Origin of the sequence: Parahoeflea olei, assembly GCF_001703635.1 — a bacterium.
Lineage (GTDB): Bacteria > Pseudomonadota > Alphaproteobacteria > Rhizobiales > Rhizobiaceae > Hoeflea > Hoeflea olei.
The window spans coordinates 35838-50701 of record NZ_LQZT01000023.1 but is presented as its reverse complement, the minus strand read 5'-3'; the positions used below and the strand labels follow the sequence as shown (position 1 = coordinate 50701).

The 14864-nt window shown below is 65.7% G+C and carries 14 protein-coding genes and 1 riboswitch; of the genes, 10 read left to right on the top strand and 4 right to left on the bottom strand.

Annotated elements, in window-relative coordinates:
* The first annotated feature begins 230 nt into the window (after positions 1 to 230).
* The 5 genes from AWJ14_RS13155 to AWJ14_RS13135 all read left to right on the top strand — a co-directional run bounded on the left by AWJ14_RS13155 (position 231) and on the right by AWJ14_RS13135 (position 4960).
* Positions 231 to 1121, top strand: a complete 891-nt coding sequence (locus AWJ14_RS13155) for a metal ABC transporter substrate-binding protein (protein ID WP_066179895.1) — start codon at positions 231 to 233, stop codon at positions 1119 to 1121.
* A complete protein-coding gene (locus AWJ14_RS13150) occupies positions 1118 to 2041 on the top strand; it encodes a manganese/iron ABC transporter ATP-binding protein (protein WP_066179893.1) in 924 nt (307 codons plus the stop codon). Before AWJ14_RS13155 ends, AWJ14_RS13150 begins: the two co-directional genes overlap by 4 nt.
* Positions 2038 to 2916, top strand: a complete 879-nt coding sequence (locus AWJ14_RS13145) for a metal ABC transporter permease (protein WP_066179890.1) — start codon at positions 2038 to 2040, stop codon at positions 2914 to 2916. The genes AWJ14_RS13150 and AWJ14_RS13145 overlap by 4 nt, the downstream gene beginning before the upstream one ends.
* Positions 2916 to 3767: a metal ABC transporter permease gene (locus AWJ14_RS13140; RefSeq protein WP_066179887.1), complete on the top strand. Its 852-nt coding sequence runs from the start codon at positions 2916 to 2918 to the stop codon at positions 3765 to 3767. The genes AWJ14_RS13145 and AWJ14_RS13140 overlap by 1 nt, the downstream gene beginning before the upstream one ends.
* 197 nt (positions 3768 to 3964) lie before the next feature.
* The gene (locus AWJ14_RS13135; protein ID WP_083220249.1) at positions 3965 to 4960 is read left to right on the top strand and encodes a GGDEF domain-containing protein; all 996 of its coding nucleotides are present in this window, start codon (positions 3965 to 3967) and stop codon (positions 4958 to 4960) included.
* Positions 4961 to 5052: 92 nt separating this feature from the next.
* Here AWJ14_RS13135 and AWJ14_RS13130 read toward each other — a convergent pair whose 3' ends face one another.
* Positions 5053 to 5955: a DMT family transporter gene (locus AWJ14_RS13130; RefSeq protein ID WP_066179880.1), complete on the bottom strand. Its 903-nt coding sequence runs from the start codon at positions 5953 to 5955 to the stop codon at positions 5053 to 5055.
* A gap of 159 nt (positions 5956 to 6114) precedes the next feature.
* Between AWJ14_RS13130 and AWJ14_RS13125 the strand changes: the two genes are divergently transcribed.
* Both AWJ14_RS13125 and AWJ14_RS13120 read left to right on the top strand, forming a co-directional pair.
* The gene (locus tag AWJ14_RS13125; RefSeq protein WP_139112645.1) at positions 6115 to 7512 is read left to right on the top strand and encodes an aminotransferase-like domain-containing protein; all 1398 of its coding nucleotides are present in this window, start codon (positions 6115 to 6117) and stop codon (positions 7510 to 7512) included.
* Between the two features lie 190 nt (positions 7513 to 7702).
* Entirely contained in the window at positions 7703 to 8113 is a 411-nt protein-coding gene (locus tag AWJ14_RS13120) for a DUF983 domain-containing protein (protein WP_066179869.1), read from the top strand.
* A 47-nt stretch (positions 8114 to 8160) separates the two neighbouring features.
* Here the strand turns inward: AWJ14_RS13120 and AWJ14_RS13115 are convergent, their stop codons facing one another.
* The 3 genes from AWJ14_RS13115 to AWJ14_RS13105 form a co-directional block, all read right to left on the bottom strand.
* On the bottom strand, positions 8161 to 8850 hold the full coding sequence (locus tag AWJ14_RS13115) for an RES family NAD+ phosphorylase (RefSeq protein ID WP_066179866.1): 690 nt from the start codon (positions 8848 to 8850) through the stop codon (positions 8161 to 8163).
* Entirely contained in the window at positions 8847 to 9236 is a 390-nt protein-coding gene (locus AWJ14_RS13110; RefSeq protein ID WP_066179861.1) for an antitoxin Xre-like helix-turn-helix domain-containing protein, read from the bottom strand. The genes AWJ14_RS13115 and AWJ14_RS13110 overlap by 4 nt, the downstream gene beginning before the upstream one ends.
* 285 nt (positions 9237 to 9521) lie before the next feature.
* Entirely contained in the window at positions 9522 to 9887 is a 366-nt protein-coding gene (locus tag AWJ14_RS13105; RefSeq protein ID WP_139112644.1) for a hypothetical protein, read from the bottom strand.
* Positions 9888 to 10198: 311 nt separating this feature from the next.
* Positions 10199 to 10286, top strand: a riboswitch (glycine riboswitch).
* Positions 10287 to 10433: 147 nt separating this feature from the next.
* On the opposite strand from AWJ14_RS13105, the gene gcvT reads away from it, so the two are divergent.
* From gcvT to gcvP, 3 genes are read left to right on the top strand one after another with little or no spacing between them, the layout of a single operon-like run.
* Positions 10434 to 11573 carry a glycine cleavage system aminomethyltransferase GcvT gene (gcvT, locus tag AWJ14_RS13100; protein WP_066179854.1) on the top strand — a complete coding sequence of 380 codons (1140 nt, stop codon included), beginning with the start codon at positions 10434 to 10436 and terminating at the stop codon, positions 11571 to 11573.
* A gap of 37 nt (positions 11574 to 11610) precedes the next feature.
* Positions 11611 to 11973, top strand: a complete 363-nt coding sequence (gene gcvH / locus AWJ14_RS13095) for a glycine cleavage system protein GcvH (RefSeq protein ID WP_066179852.1) — start codon at positions 11611 to 11613, stop codon at positions 11971 to 11973.
* Positions 11974 to 11981: 8 nt separating this feature from the next.
* Complete coding sequence (gcvP, locus tag AWJ14_RS13090) at positions 11982 to 14834, top strand: aminomethyl-transferring glycine dehydrogenase (protein WP_066179848.1); 2853 nt, start codon at positions 11982 to 11984, stop codon at positions 14832 to 14834.
* Positions 14835 to 14864: the final 30 nt, after the last annotated feature.

The following is a 14864-nucleotide window of genomic DNA, read 5'->3' as shown; positions in this document are numbered from 1 at the left end:
AGCCATCGGCAATGCATGCCACGCCGGGCCCGACACGCAACGACGGCAGACCGCGCCCCCTGGCTGTTGCCCGCAACGTCTGGCCCTCGCCCGGACGTTGACTGACGCGCCGGGTCACCCCGCCGCGCCGCGACTGCGAGGCGGCCAGTTGCAAATGATTTGCAAAAGCATTGACAGGTTTCAAAATGCGCCTAGAGTGCCAGTTGCAACTCATTCGCAGGAAGCCGCATATGCGCTCTCGCACATTTCTGGGACTGCTCCTCGCGCTGAGCCTTGGCGCGGCCCAGCCGGCTCTGGCCGAGATCAAGGTCCTGACGTCGTTCACCGTGTTCGCCGACATGGCGCGCAACGTCGCCGGCGAGCATGCGGAAGTCGTCTCGATCACCCGCGAGGGGGCCGAGATCCACATGTTCCGGCCGACCCCGGGCGACATCCGCCGCGGGCTCGGCGCCGACGTGGTGCTGTGGAACGGGCTCGGGCTCGAAACCTGGTTCGAACGCTATCTCGAAAATCTCGGCGACGTCAAAGCCCATGTGCTCTCCGACGGGGTCGAGCCGATCCTGATTTCCGAAGGCGCCTATGAGGGCCGGGCCAATCCGCATGCCTGGATGTCGCCGGCCAATGCGGAGATCTATATCGACAACATCGTCGCCGCGCTGTCAGAGGCCGATCCGGCCAATGCCGAGGCCTATGCCGCAAACGGCGACGCCTACAAGACGAAGATCGCCGAGACCTTCGCGCCGATCCGCGCGGCCATCGAGGCGCTGCCGGAGAACCGCCGCTGGCTCGTGACCAGCGAGGCGGCATTTTCCTATCTGGCGCGCGACTTCGGCCTCAGGGAAGCCGCGATCTGGGCGATCAATGCCGACAGCCAGGGCTCGCCGCAGCAGGTGCGGCACGTGATCGACCTGGTCCGCGAACACGACATCCCGGTGATCTTTTCCGAAAGCACGGTCTCGCCCAAGCCCGCCGAACAGGTGGCGCGGGAAACCGGCATTCTCTATGGCGGCGTTCTCTATGTGGATTCGCTGTCGGCGGAGGGCGGACCGGTGCCGACCTATCTCGACCTGCTCCGGGTCACCTCCGAAACCATCGTCACCGGGCTCACGGCAAAACCATGACCCTTTCGCCCGCCCCCACCGAAACCACGGATACAGCGGCGGGCCTCGATGTCCGCGATGTCTCGGTGGTCTACCGCAACGGCAACCGCGCGCTCGACGGCGCCACATTCTCGGTCCCGCCGGGATCGATCACCGCGCTGGTCGGCATCAATGGATCGGGCAAGTCGACCCTGTTCAAGGCGCTGATGGGCTTTGTGCCGCTTGCGGGCGGCACCATCGGCATCATGGGCCTGCCGGTCTCCGAAGCGCTCCGGCGCAATCTCGTGGCCTATGTGCCGCAGAGCGAGGAGATCGACTGGTCGTTTCCGGTGCTGGTCGAGGACGTGGTGATGATGGGCCGCTACGGCCACATGAATTTCCTGCGCATGACCCGGGCGAAGGACCGCGCCGCGGTCGACTCAGCACTCGAACGGGTCGGCATGGCGGCCTATCGCAAGCGCCAGATCGGCGAACTCTCGGGCGGGCAGAAGAAGCGCGTGTTCCTGGCCCGCGCGCTCGCCCAGGAAGGCCAGGTGATCCTGCTCGACGAGCCGTTCACCGGCGTGGACGTGACCACGGAAAAGCAGATCATCGAGCTCCTGAAGGCGCTGCGCGCCGAAGGAAGGGTGATGCTGGTGTCGACCCACAATCTCGGCAGCGTGCCGGAATTCTGCGACCGCGCGGTGCTGATCAACCGCTCGATCCTCGCGGAAGGGCCGACCGAGCAGACGTTCACCCACTCCAACCTGCAGAAGGCCTTCGGCGGCGTGCTGCGGCATTTCGTGCTCGGCGGGCAGGACCTGCATGACGACGATGACGAGCGGCAGGTGACCGTGCTGACCGACGACGAACGCCCCTTCGTGATCTATGGCGAGGCGCGCGGCGACACAGGCAAAGCGGGCGCGCCCGGGACCGGCGGCGCCGAAGGGGACAAGCGCTGATGGCGGCGCTCCTCGAACCCTTCAGCTACGGCTACATGATCAATGCCATGTGGGTGTCGGCGCTGACCGGCGCGATCTGCGCCTTCCTGTCGTGCTATCTCATGCTCAAGGGCTGGTCGCTGATCGGCGACGCGCTCTCGCATTCGATCGTGCCGGGCGTCGCCGGCGCCTATATGCTGGGCCTGCCCTTCGCCGCCGGCGCCTTTCTCGCGGGCGGGCTTGCGGCCGCGGCGATGCTCGCGATCCGGGCGCGCACCCGGCTTCGCGAGGACGCGATCATCGGCATGATCTTCGTCTCGTTCTTCGCGCTCGGCCTGTTCATGGTCTCGGTGTCGCCGACGCCGATCAACGTGCAGACCATCGTGCTCGGCAATGTGCTGGCGATCACGCCGGCCGATACGCTGCAACTCGTCATCATCGGCGTGATCACGCTCGCCGTGCTCTCGGTGATCTGGAAGGACCTGGTGCTCGTCTTCTTCGACGAAAGCCATGCGCGCGCCATCGGCGTGCGGGCGGGCCTGCTCAAGGGCATCTTCTTCACCCTGCTCGCCGCCTCCACGGTGGCGGCGATGCAGACGGTGGGCGCATTCCTCGTGATCGCGCTGGTGGTCACCCCCGGCGCCACCGCCTATCTCTTGACCGACCGGTTTCCGCGGCTGATCGTGATTGCCGTCGCCATCGGCTCGGTCACCTGCTTCGTCGGCGTGTATCTGAGCTATTTCCTCGACGGCGCCACCGGCGGCGTGGTGATCGTGATGCAGACCGGGCTGTTTCTCGCAGCCTTCCTGTTCGCGCCCAAGCACGGGCTTCTCGCCCAGCGCGCCCGGGTGCGCGCGTCCAGTCACGAGGCAAGTCACGAGACGGGAGCGATCTGATGGACGGCACGCTGGTCGATTTCTTCCTCGATCCGTTTCGCTTCGCCTATATGCAGAAGGCGTTCCTGATCACCTTCCTGATCGCGCTGCCGATGGCGGCGATGAGTTCGCTGATGGTGCTCAAGGGCTGGTCGCTCCTCGGCGACGCCATGAGCCATGCGGTGCTGCCGGGCATCGTGCTCGCTTACATCGCCGGCCTGCCGCTGGTGGCCGGCGCCTTCGTCGCGGGCCTGTTCTGCGCGGTCGCCACCGGCTGGCTCAACGCCAACAGCCGCGTGAAGGAAGACACGGTGATGGGTATCGTCTTTTCCGGCATGTTCGGGCTCGGAATCGTTCTGCATGTGAGCGTGCGCTCGAGCCTGCATCTCGACCACATCCTGTTCGGCGACATGCTGGGCGTCACCTGGGCCGATATCGGCGCCACCGCGCTGATCTCGCTCGGCTGCGGCGGGTTCCTTCTGGTCAAGTGGCGCGATCTCGTGGCCCAGGCCTTCGACGGGCTGCATGCCCGCGCGATCGGGCTGAGAACCGGCCTTCTGCATTACGGGCTCCTGACGGCGATCGCGCTGATGATCGTCGCAAGCCTCAAGGCCGTCGGCATCATCCTGTCGATCGCGCTCTTGGTGGCGCCGGGCGCGATCGCCTTTCTCGTCACCCGCACATTTGCCGGCATGATCGCCGTCGCCGTTGGCGCGGTGGTGTTTTCGGCGCTCATCGGCATCTTCGCGAGCTTTCACATCGACAGCGAACCGGCACCGACGATGGTTCTGGTCATGACCGGGCTGTTCATCGTGGCGCTCGCGGTGAGCCAGCTCAGGGATTTGCGGATGCGCAGGCTCGCGCGCGGATAGGGCCAGCGGCGCGGAGCCTCCCCGCGATAATCCCGCGGCCACTTCCGACCGCCTATTTCCTGCCGGCCGCGGTTAGAATATTGTTTATGTGTATTTCTTAGTTTGATTTTAACGTTTCCCCGTCCCAGGCGGCCCGCATAGTGGTTCATTCGGAAAATTCAGAGACCATCGATCCCGCTGAAACGGTGATAACGAGGATGCGGGAGCAGGGGATTTCCTCGCTGCCCCGCAATTACGAGCTTGTCTATCGGTTCCTCAACACCTCGAACCCGGCGCTGATCCGGGAATTCGCCGCGCTCGGGCCACGTCCGACCCAGCCGCAGCTCGATGAGGTGGGCCTGAAGTTCCTGCCGCATCTGCATCAGGAGAGAGCCGTCGACAACACGCTGGAAAGCGTGTTCGAGGAGATGCGGAAAATGATCCGCCTGTTCAGGCAGGATCGGTCGATGCTGGAAAAATATTCCGACCTGCTTGGTCAAACCTCCGCCCGCATGTCCAGGAAAGGCGAGATCAGCCTGGATTTCCTCGACGATCTGAACAGGGTTCTGTCATCGGCCACGGCCGACACGATGGAAAAGAGCAAGGCCATCATCGGGCAGATGGTCGAGCGCGCCAGCGAACTCGATCGCCTCAAGTCCGAACTTGAGGAGTACAAGCGCCTCTCCAGCACCGATCCGGTGACCAGGCTGTCCAATCGCCGCGCCTTCGACACACGGCTGGCCGCCATCTACGACAGCCCTGAAACGGCGGCGAGACAGGCACTGCTGATCGCGGATATCGATCATTTCAAGACGTTCAACGACACCTGGGGCCACCAGGTCGGCGACCGGGTGCTGAGCACCACCGCGGCGATCATCACCAGGACCCTCGGCAGCGAAACCTTCGTCGCCCGCATCGGCGGTGAGGAATTCGCGATCGTGCTGGAGACCGCCAGCGTCGAACAGGCCCAGACCACCGCCGAGCGGCTGCGGGTGACGATCGGTTCGACACCGTTCAGGGATCACAATGACGGGGTCGATCACGGTCGCCTGACGATCAGCCTGGGCCTGTGCATGGCGGCCGACGCGTCCAGCCCGGCACATCTCTACAAGAGAGCCGATGCGATGCTGTACGAAGCCAAGAAATCCGGCCGCAACCAGGTCCGGACCTATGCTCCGAAAATGAAGCGGATGCTGGGACTGCTCAAGCGCTGAGATCGAGGCCCGGGCGCGATCGCGGCAAGCCGTGAGCTTGCGGGCTGCTGTCTTCCCCCCGAGGCCCCGCGCCACGCTGATTTCCGCCGCGTTCAATCGGATTTCAGCAGCGTCGCCGATTTGCCCCGGCGCAGGATGAACACGCCCGAAACGCAGATCAGGGCGGACCCCACCAGCATCGACGGGGTCAGCGCTTCGCCGAACAGCACCACCCCGAGCAGGATTCCGAACAACAGCCGCGTGTAGCGGAACGGCGTGACCGCCGACACCTCGCCCGTGCGCATCGCCTTCATCAGGCTGGCATAGGCCAACACGCCGGTCAGCACCGCCAGAAGCAGATAGATCCAGAGGTCGGTGCCCGGCGGCACGAAGGGCACTCCCTGCCAAAGCGCATAGATCACGCCGGCGGCGAGCATCGCCAGAAACCCGTAGAACCCCAGAAGCGACGTGCCGAGCGAGACCGGCGCCGCACGGCTGGCGAGATCGCGCCCGGCAAAGCCGAGCATGCCGACGATCGCCAGCATCGACAGCGCCGAAAAGCTGTCCGTGCCGGGCTGGACGATGACGACGACGCCCACCAGTCCGAGACAGATCGCGCTCCAGCGCTTCCAGCCGACCTTTTCGCCGAATCCCAGGGCCGCGCCGGCGACGACCACCAGCGGGGTAGCCTGCAGGATCACCGTCGCCGCCGACAGCGGGATGGCGGCAATCGCGAGAACATAGAACAGCCGGCCGGTGATCTCCGCCAGCGCGCGCAACCCCATGGCCGGCGAGGCCACCGCGCGCACGAACAGCGCCTGACCCTGCAACCGCGCCACCAGGGCAAACACCAGGGCGCCGCCGAGGCCGAACATGATCAGGATCTGGCCCACCGGCAGGTTCAGCGCCGCGACCTTGACCAGGGCATCCTCCAGCGCGAAGAGGCCCATGGCGAGGATCATCCAGCCACTTCCCTTAAGATTGGCGCTGCGGTCGGTGGCAATCGTGCCTGTCATGGATGTTCCGGTCGATGCTGGCGGTCCGGATCGCGATGATGGCGTCATCGGACCGCAACCGGATGGAAGCCCGGCGCCAGGCCCGGCAGGGGCATGAAGACTTGCATTTCGGCACGCCACCATACAATATCCCTATAATTTCAAATTGAGGGCATCGCAATGGACAAAACCATCTCCGGGGTGAGCTGGTGCCCGGCCGTGCGCAAGGCGGACGGGCCGCTCTATCTCGCCATTGCCGATGCCCTGCATGCCGACATCCTTTCCGGCAAACTCAGAGCCGGCGTGCGGCTTCCGCCGCAGCGGGCGCTCGCCGAGGCGCTTGCGATCGACTTCACCACCGTGACCCGCGCCTATGCCGAAGCGCGCAAGCGCGGGCTGGTCGAAGGCAGGGTCGGGCAAGGCACCTATGTGCGCGCCCCGGATCTTGAGCCCCGCAGACAGGTCGCCAGCGGACTGGTCGACATGAGCATGAACCTGCCGCCATGCATCGAAGATGCGGATCTGGCCGCGCGCATGTGGGAGGGGATCCGGCGTCTCGAAAGCTCGGACGGCATCGATCTGCTGATGCGCTATCAGGAGGCCGGCGGGGCGGGGCGGGACCGGGAGGCGGGCGCGCAGTGGCTGTCCTCCCGCCTCAAGGGCATCACCCCGGACCGCGTGCTCGTCTGTCCCGGCGCGCAGGGCACCCTGCTTGCGCTCCTGGGCCTTCTGGCGACGCCCGGCGAGACGGTCTGCGCCGAGGCGCTGACCTATCCCGGCCTGCGCGCGGTCGCGGCGCATCTCAGGATCAATCTCGCCGCAGTCGCCATGGACGGGGACGGGATCCTCCCGGACTCCTTCGAGCAGGTTTGCCGCGAGTCGCGGCCAAAAGCGCTCTACTGCACCCCCACCCTGCACAACCCGACCACCGCAACCCTCTCGCTGGAGCGGCGGCACGCACTCATCGCGATTGCCCGTCGCCACCAGGTGGCGATCATCGAGGATGACGCCTATGGCGCGCTTCCGGTGCGCCCGCTGCCGCCGCTCGCAAGCCTTGCGCCGGATCTCGTCTATCACATCGCCGGCCTCGCCAAGTGCCTGGCGCCGGCGCTGCGGATCGCCTATCTGGTCGCGCCCGACGGGCCGGCGATGCCCGGGCTCAACAGCGCGATCCGGGCCACCGCCTCAATGGCCTCACCGCTGACGGCGGCGATCGCGTCGCGCTGGATCCTGGATGGCACCGCGGAAGCCGTGGTGGCCGCGATCCGGCGGGAGACGGCCGCGCGCCAGTCCATTGCGCGCCGCATCCTGCCGGCGAGCCAGATCAGGACCGATCCCGAAGCCTTTCACGTCTGGCTCTCGCTCGGTCCGGGCTGGACCAGGGCGGAATTCTGCGCCCGCTTGCGGTCGGAGGGCATCGGCGTGGTTGCCAGCGACGCCTTCGCGCTCGGTCCGGCGCCCGAAGCGGTCAGGCTCGGCCTCGGCGCCCCGGCAAGCCGCGACAGGCTCGCCGAGAGCCTTCAGATCGTGGCCGATCGTCTCGCCCAGTCACCCGCGTCCTTCTCGATGGTGGTGTGAGGGCAGCCAGGGCAGCGGCGCGCCTCCATACATCTTGTTGACAAAAGCTGCATATAATATACATACAATAGCCAATTGATCGCGCACCGCGGCATCCGGCCAGGGGCTGCGCGCACCGCATCGCCGGTCCGGACCCGCGCCCGACGCGGCTCCGCAGACTGTCCCGGCAGACCATGTGAAAGGACGCCCGATGCCCAGCGAATACGAATGGCCACCGCTCGAGCCGGTCCAGACCGGCATCCGCGGACGTTGCCCCCGCTGCGGGCAGGGACACCTGTTCCAGGGGTTCCTCACGTTGCGACCGAAATGCGAAGTCTGCGGGCTCGATTATTCCTTCGCGGACCCGGCGGATGGTCCGGCCTTCTTCATCATGCTGTTTGCCTGCATTCCGAGCACGATCTTCGCGCTCTGGCTGCAGATCAACTACGAACCGGCCTGGTGGGTGCATTTCCTGACCACCGTGCCGCTGATGCTGCTCACCTGCATTCCGCCATTGCGTCCGGTGAAGGGATGGCTGGTTGCCAGCCAGTATTTCCACAAGGCGCAGGAAGGCCGGATCGACTACGACTGGAAAGAGCCGCGCGCGCCAGACGCCGGCTGACCGAGAGGACGGACCACCCGGCGCGGCTCGCCCCGCTCGGGCCGTGTTCAGACGCCCTGGATAGCAAAGTCGGGCGCGCCGCGCCAGACCAGTTTCCAGCTCGCGCCCGGCCTCACGTTCTGGATGATCCCGGGATCGAAGGCGACGAAGCAGCGGCCCTCCCTGTGGCGCACCGACGGATAGATCAGGCCGCGATGGCCTTGCGCGCGCAACCCTTCGGCCAGCGCCTGCCCCGCCGGGTAGCCGATGTCGGGATCGGGATCGAGGGCCGGATGCGGCACGTCCTCAAGCTCGGGAAAGTCACCGATGAAATCGGCGAGCAGTTCGACATAGCGGGCCGTGCCCTCGTAGCGGCCGATGAAGCCCAGCTCGCGAGTGCGGTGAAACCCCACTTCCTGAAGGCTCGTGAGCATGTCCCAGGCGCAGTACCAGGCTCCCCGCGCGCCGCCGTTGAAGCGGTTGCCCGACGGTCGCGTGTAGGTGAAGGCGGCATTGATATGGCTTTGGCCGTAGAGCTTGAGGTCGAGCGCCCGGCGGGCAAAGGCCAGTTCGCGCCGGTCGAGCGCCGGACTGCCGTCGCGCTCGGCGATTATCCGCGCGCTGGTCTCGCCCTCGATCTTGGCCAGCATCGCCGCCTCCGCGTCGGAATCGGCAAGCCCGCGCAGGACCGGCGGCTTGTGGCGGGTTTCCGGGATCAGGCGCACCAGCGCACGGTCATTGACCGGCGTGATCTTCACAAACCGCCCCTGAGCGCATCGAGATAGCTGCGCACGCGCAGGATCTTCGGCAGGCCGCCCTCGACCATCGCATCGACCGGCCGGGCGCCGTCGAATTCGGGGCCGCGGTTGGCAAGCCGCACCCATTGCCGCGAGATCGGCTCGTCGAAATAGAGTTCAAGCGCCTTGTAGATCCCGATCAACCCGCTCAGCCGCAGCATCTGGTCGCGCGTGAGATCGCCTGCAAAATCCGGCTTGCGGGCGCGCTTCCAGGTTGATTCCGACATGTCCGCGAGCGCAGCCGCTTCCCTGAGGGTGAGTTTCCAGGCATCCGCAATCCGCGCGAAGGCCTTCAAGGCAACGGCCTGCCGCTCCGGCGCGGCGCGGTCGAGAACGAGGCTTTCCATGGCGCACTCCTTTGACCCAGAATAAGATATGGCCATATGAGCTCGAAATCAAGACCACATGACCTTCCCGGGTCACTTGCCGAAGGCTTCACGCGTATCCCAGGCCGCAAACCGCCGATTCCCTTGCCCCGATCCCGATCGAGGCGTATATTGAGTGCAGCAACGGACAGCGGGGCTTCCTCAACAGGTCGCCGTTGCATGTGCGCCCATGAGGCCGGTACACCACGGTAAGGCACACCCGCTTGAATTCGGAAGGCTCTCGTTTCCTCGAGAGCCTTTTCCGTTTCAGGGCAACCTCCTTCTCTCGAAATGACACTTCCTGAGCAGATAGTGCGTGTCGAAACGACGCTTGATCTGGCCGAAATTTATATGGCGCCTGTAACTGCTCGTCACTGTCAGTTCGACATCCGCATGCTCCCCGTCTGCAGGGTAGAGGTAGAAGTAGACCGTCTGATAGAGACCATCCGGCATCCCCTGCATGCTGCCGGGCGCCGCGTCCAGGATCGCGTGGTGCATCGCCCGATTGCGGTCCGATGATTCACAGCAAAAGTATTTCTGCTCGATCATGCGTGTCGCAATCTCCTTCAATCCGATGGAGAAAGCGTAACGATCTTCACAAAAGACACGAGGCCGTCCGTTCTCGTCTTTCATGTTTCCGGTTTCTCCGGCCCGGCAAGCCTTTGAGATCGTATGCAGCCCCAGACGTACCGACACCCGAAGATCGGCCCCGTCCCTGCCTTTTCGGGCAAGCACCACAACGAAACGCGCAAGATGTGACAGGTCCCGCAACACGCCAGCGATTGCAATGGCCTGGCTAATCTCACACCTGCCACATTCGGAGCTGAACCCTGCCAACCATACAATCAGAAATCTGCGGACCTGCAAGCACCGCCATCAGCACGCCCGTCCACGGCATCCCACATACGCCCCCCTTGCCATCGCAGCCCGATTCGGCATAGTTAGCCCACCCGTTGGGAGAAGCCGGTTCACACCGGTGCCGAAGGAGCAACCGCCCCGGAAACTCTCAGGCAAAAGGACCAGCGGGACAAGACGGACTCTGGAGAATGGCGCTCGCTTGCGTCTGCCGACGGGATAACAATCTCAGGCAAAAGGACAGAGGGGGCCATTTGCGGCGTTGGACGCTTGACGATTGGCCCGTGCGCGGTTGACCCCGGCACCCGAATTGGAGACTGCAGCGTGGACACCACAGCTGACCTTCTGAAAACACCGCTTCATTCCCTGCATCTCGAACTTGGCGCGCGCATGGCCGGCTTCGCCGGCTACGACATGCCGATCCAGTATCCCATGGGGGTGATGAAGGAGCATCTTCACACCCGCACCGAGGCCGGCCTGTTCGACGTCTCGCATATGGGGCAGATCCTGATCCGCGCGAAAAGCGGCGATGTGCGCGATGCGGCACTGGCGCTCGAGAGGCTGACGCCCGTGGACGTGGCGGGCTTGAAGCCCGGCCGCCAGCGCTACGGCATGTTCACCAATGACAAGGGCGGGCTTGAGGACGATTTCATGGTCGCCAACCGCGGCGACCATCTCTATCTCGTCGTCAACGCCGCCTGCAAGCACGCCGATCTCGCGCGCCTGAAGGCAGCGCTGTCTGACAGCTGCGAGATCGAGCCCCAGTTCGATCGCGGGCTGCTGGCGCTGCAGGGTCCCGAAGCCGAAAGCGTGCTCGCGGCCTATGCCGCGGAAGCCGAGGACATGCTGTTCATGGACGTGGCCGAATTCGACATCGCCGGCGTCCAGGCCGTGGTCTCGCGCTCGGGCTATACCGGCGAGGACGGTTACGAGATCTCGCTGCCGGCGGACGAGACCGAACGGGTCGCCCGGCTGCTGCTCTCCGACGACCGGCTGGCACCGATCGGGCTCGGCGCGCGCGATTCTCTCAGGCTCGAAGCCGGGCTCTGCCTCTATGGCCACGACATCGACGCCACCACCTCGCCGGTCGAGGCCAATCTCAAATGGGCGATCCAGAAGGTCAGGCGCACGGGCGGCGAGCGCGCCGGCGGCTTTCCGGGCGCGGACCGCATTCTCCCTGAATTCGAAACCGGCACCGCGCGCCTCCGCGTCGGCCTGCAGCCGACCGGCAAGGCCCCGGTGCGGGCAGGCGCAGCGCTTTATGAACACGAAACCGGCGGCGAGGTGATCGGCACGGTCACCTCCGGCGGCTTCGGCCCCAGCGCCGGCGCGCCGGTCGCCATGGGCTATGTGCCCGCGCGGCTGTCATCGACCGGCACCACCCTTTACGCCGATGTGCGCGGCAAGCGGCTGGAAATGGCCGTCACCGCCCTGCCCTTCGTCGCCTCCACCTACAAACGATAAGCCTGCCCCCACCCTTCAGCATAGACAGGACAAGACCATGCTCAAATTCACCGAAGACCACGAATGGCTCAGGATCGAGGGCGATGTCGCCACCGTCGGCATAACAGTTTATGCCGCAGAGCAACTGGGCGATCTGGTGTTCGTCGAATTGCCCGAGATCGGCGCGACGCTCGAAAAGGGCGGCGAAGCCGCAACCGTGGAATCGGTGAAAGCCGCTTCGGACGTCTACTCCCCGCTTGACGGCGAAGTGGTCGAGGTCAACCAGGCGATCGTCGACGATCCGTCGCTGGTCAATTCCGATCCCGCCGGCGCAGGCTGGTTCTTCAAGCTCAAGCTTGCCGACAGCAGCGCTGCCGACGCGCTGATGGACGAAGCCGCCTACACCGCGATGATCGGCTGATACCTGCCATGACCATCACCCTCAGCGACTACGATCCCTACGATTTCGCCAATCGCCGCCATATCGGCCCCTCGCCGTCCGAGATCGCCGACATGCTCGCAACCGTCGGCGCGTCCTCGCTCGACGCACTCATCGACGAGACGGTGCCGGCCTCGATCCGGCAGAAGGCGTCGCTCGCCTTCGGCGATCCGATGAGCGAGCGCGAGGTGCTCGACCACCTGCGCGCGACGGCGAAGAAGAACACCGTGATGGTGTCGCTGATCGGTCAGGGCTACCACGGCACCATCATGCCGCCGGTGATCCAGCGCACGATCCTCGAAAATCCGGCCTGGTACACGGCCTACACGCCCTATCAGCCGGAAATCAGCCAGGGCCGGCTGGAAGCGCTTCTGAACTTCCAGACCATGGTCGCGGATCTGACCGGGCTCGACATCGCCAATGCCTCGCTGCTCGACGAGGCGACCGCCGCCGCAGAAGCCATGACCATGGCCGAGCGGGCCTCGAAGTCGAAGGCCAAGGCCTTCTTCGTCGATCATCACTGCCACCCGCAGACCATCGACGTGATCCGCACCCGCGCCGAGCCGCTCGGGCTCGAAGTGGTAATCGGCGACCCCTTCACCGAACTCGAGGCCGACCAGGTGTTCGGGGCGATCTTCCAGTATCCCGGCACCTACGGCCATGTGCACGATTTCACCGACGTGATCACGCGGCTGCACGCCGGGCAGGCGATCGCCGTGGTGGCCGCCGATCCGCTGTCGCTGGCGCTTCTGAAGTCGCCCGGCGAAATGGGCGCGGACATCGCCGTGGGCTCGATGCAGCGCTTCGGCGTGCCGATGGGCTATGGCGGCCCGCACGCGGCCTATATGGCGGTGCGCGACGCCTACAAGCGCTCGATGCCCGGCCGTCTGGTCGGCGTAACCGTCGATGCGCGCGGCAACCAGGCCTACCGGCTGGCGCTGCAGACCCGCGAGCAGCATATCCGCCGCGAGAAGGCCACCTCCAACATCTGCACCGCTCAGGTGCTGCTGGCGGTGATTGCCTCGATGTATGCGGTGTTCCACGGCCCGGTCGGGTTGCGCGCCATCGCCGGCCGCGTGCACCAGCGGGCGGCCACCATGGCGGCCGGCCTGAAACAGCTCGACTTCATCATCGATCCGGCGATCTTCTTCGACACTGTCACCGTCTTCGCCGAAGGCCGCCAGGCCGAAATCCTCGAAGCCGCGCGGCGCGAGGGCCTGAACCTGCGCAAGGTCGGCGACGACCGCATCGGCATCGCCCTCGACGAGGTCACGCGCAAGGACACGGTGGAAGCGGTGTGGCGCGCCTTTGGCGGCTCGCTCAACTATGCCGATCTGCTCTCCGAGCCGATCATCCCCGATCCGATGGGGCGGCAGACGGCCTATCTCGAACACCCGATCTTCCACATGAACCGGGCCGAAAGCGAGATGACGCGCTATATCCGCCGGCTCTCGGACAAGGATCTGGCGCTCGACCGCACCATGATCCCGCTCGGCTCCTGCACGATGAAGCTCAACGCCACGGCGGAGATGCTGTCGATCACCTGGCCGGAATTCGCCGACATCCACCCCTTCGCCCCCGCCGACCAGGCGCTCGGCTACAGAGAGATGATCGACGATCTGTCGGACAAGCTCTGCCGCATCACCGGCTATGACGCCATCTCGATGCAGCCCAATTCCGGGGCGCAGGGGGAATATGCCGGCCTGATGACGATCCGCGCCTATCACCGCGCCAATGGCGAGAGCCACCGCGATGTCTGCCTGATCCCGACCTCGGCGCATGGCACCAACCCGGCCTCCGCACAGATGGCCGGCATGCGCGTGGTCACCGTGCAGACCCGCGACAATGGCGACATCGATCTCGACGATTTTCGCGCCAAGGCCGAGCAGCATTCCGCCAATCTGGCGGCCTGCATGATCACCTATCCCTCGACCCATGGCGTGTTCGAGGAGACGGCGACGGAAGTCTGCGCGATCACCCACAAGCATGGTGGACAGGTCTATCTCGACGGCGCCAATCTGAACGCGCTGGTCGGGCTCGCACGGCCGGGCGACATCGGCTCCGACGTGAGCCATCTCAACCTGCACAAGACCTTCTGCATCCCCCATGGCGGCGGCGGCCCGGGCATGGGTCCGATCGGGGTGAAGTCGCATCTGGCGGAGCACCTGCCGGGCCACTGGGCGACCGACGGCAAGCCGGGCGCGGTGTCGGCCGCTCCGTTCGGATCCGCCTCGATCCTGCCGATCTCCTGGGCCTACTGCCTGATGATGGGCGGCGCGGGCCTCACCCAGGCCACCAAGATCGCGATCCTCAACGCCAACTACATCGCCGCCCGGCTGAAGGGCGCCTATGACGTGCTCTATGCCTCGGCCTCGGGACGCGTTGCGCATGAGTGCATCCTCGACACGCGGCCGCTGGTGCAGAGCGCAGGCGTGACCGTCGACGATGTCGCCAAGCGGCTGATCGACTGCGGCTTCCATGCCCCGACCATGAGCTGGCCGGTGGCCGGCACGCTGATGATCGAGCCCACGGAATCGGAAGTGAAGGCGGAACTCGACCGGTTCTGCGCCGCCATGCTCGCGATCCGCGCCGAGGCGCAGGCGATCGAGGACGGCGAGATGGACCGGGAGAACAACCCGCTCAAGCACGCGCCGCACACGATCGAGGATCTGGTCGGCCCCTGGGACCGGCCCTACGACCGCGAAGCGGCCTGCTTCCCGGCGGGCGCGATCCGCAACGCCAAATATTTCGCCCCGGTCAACCGGGTCGACAATGTCTATGGCGACCGCAACCTGGTCTGCTCCTGCCCGCCGCTGACCGACTACGCGGACGCCGCCGAATAGGCGGCACGACACTCCGCCGCCGCGCTCGAA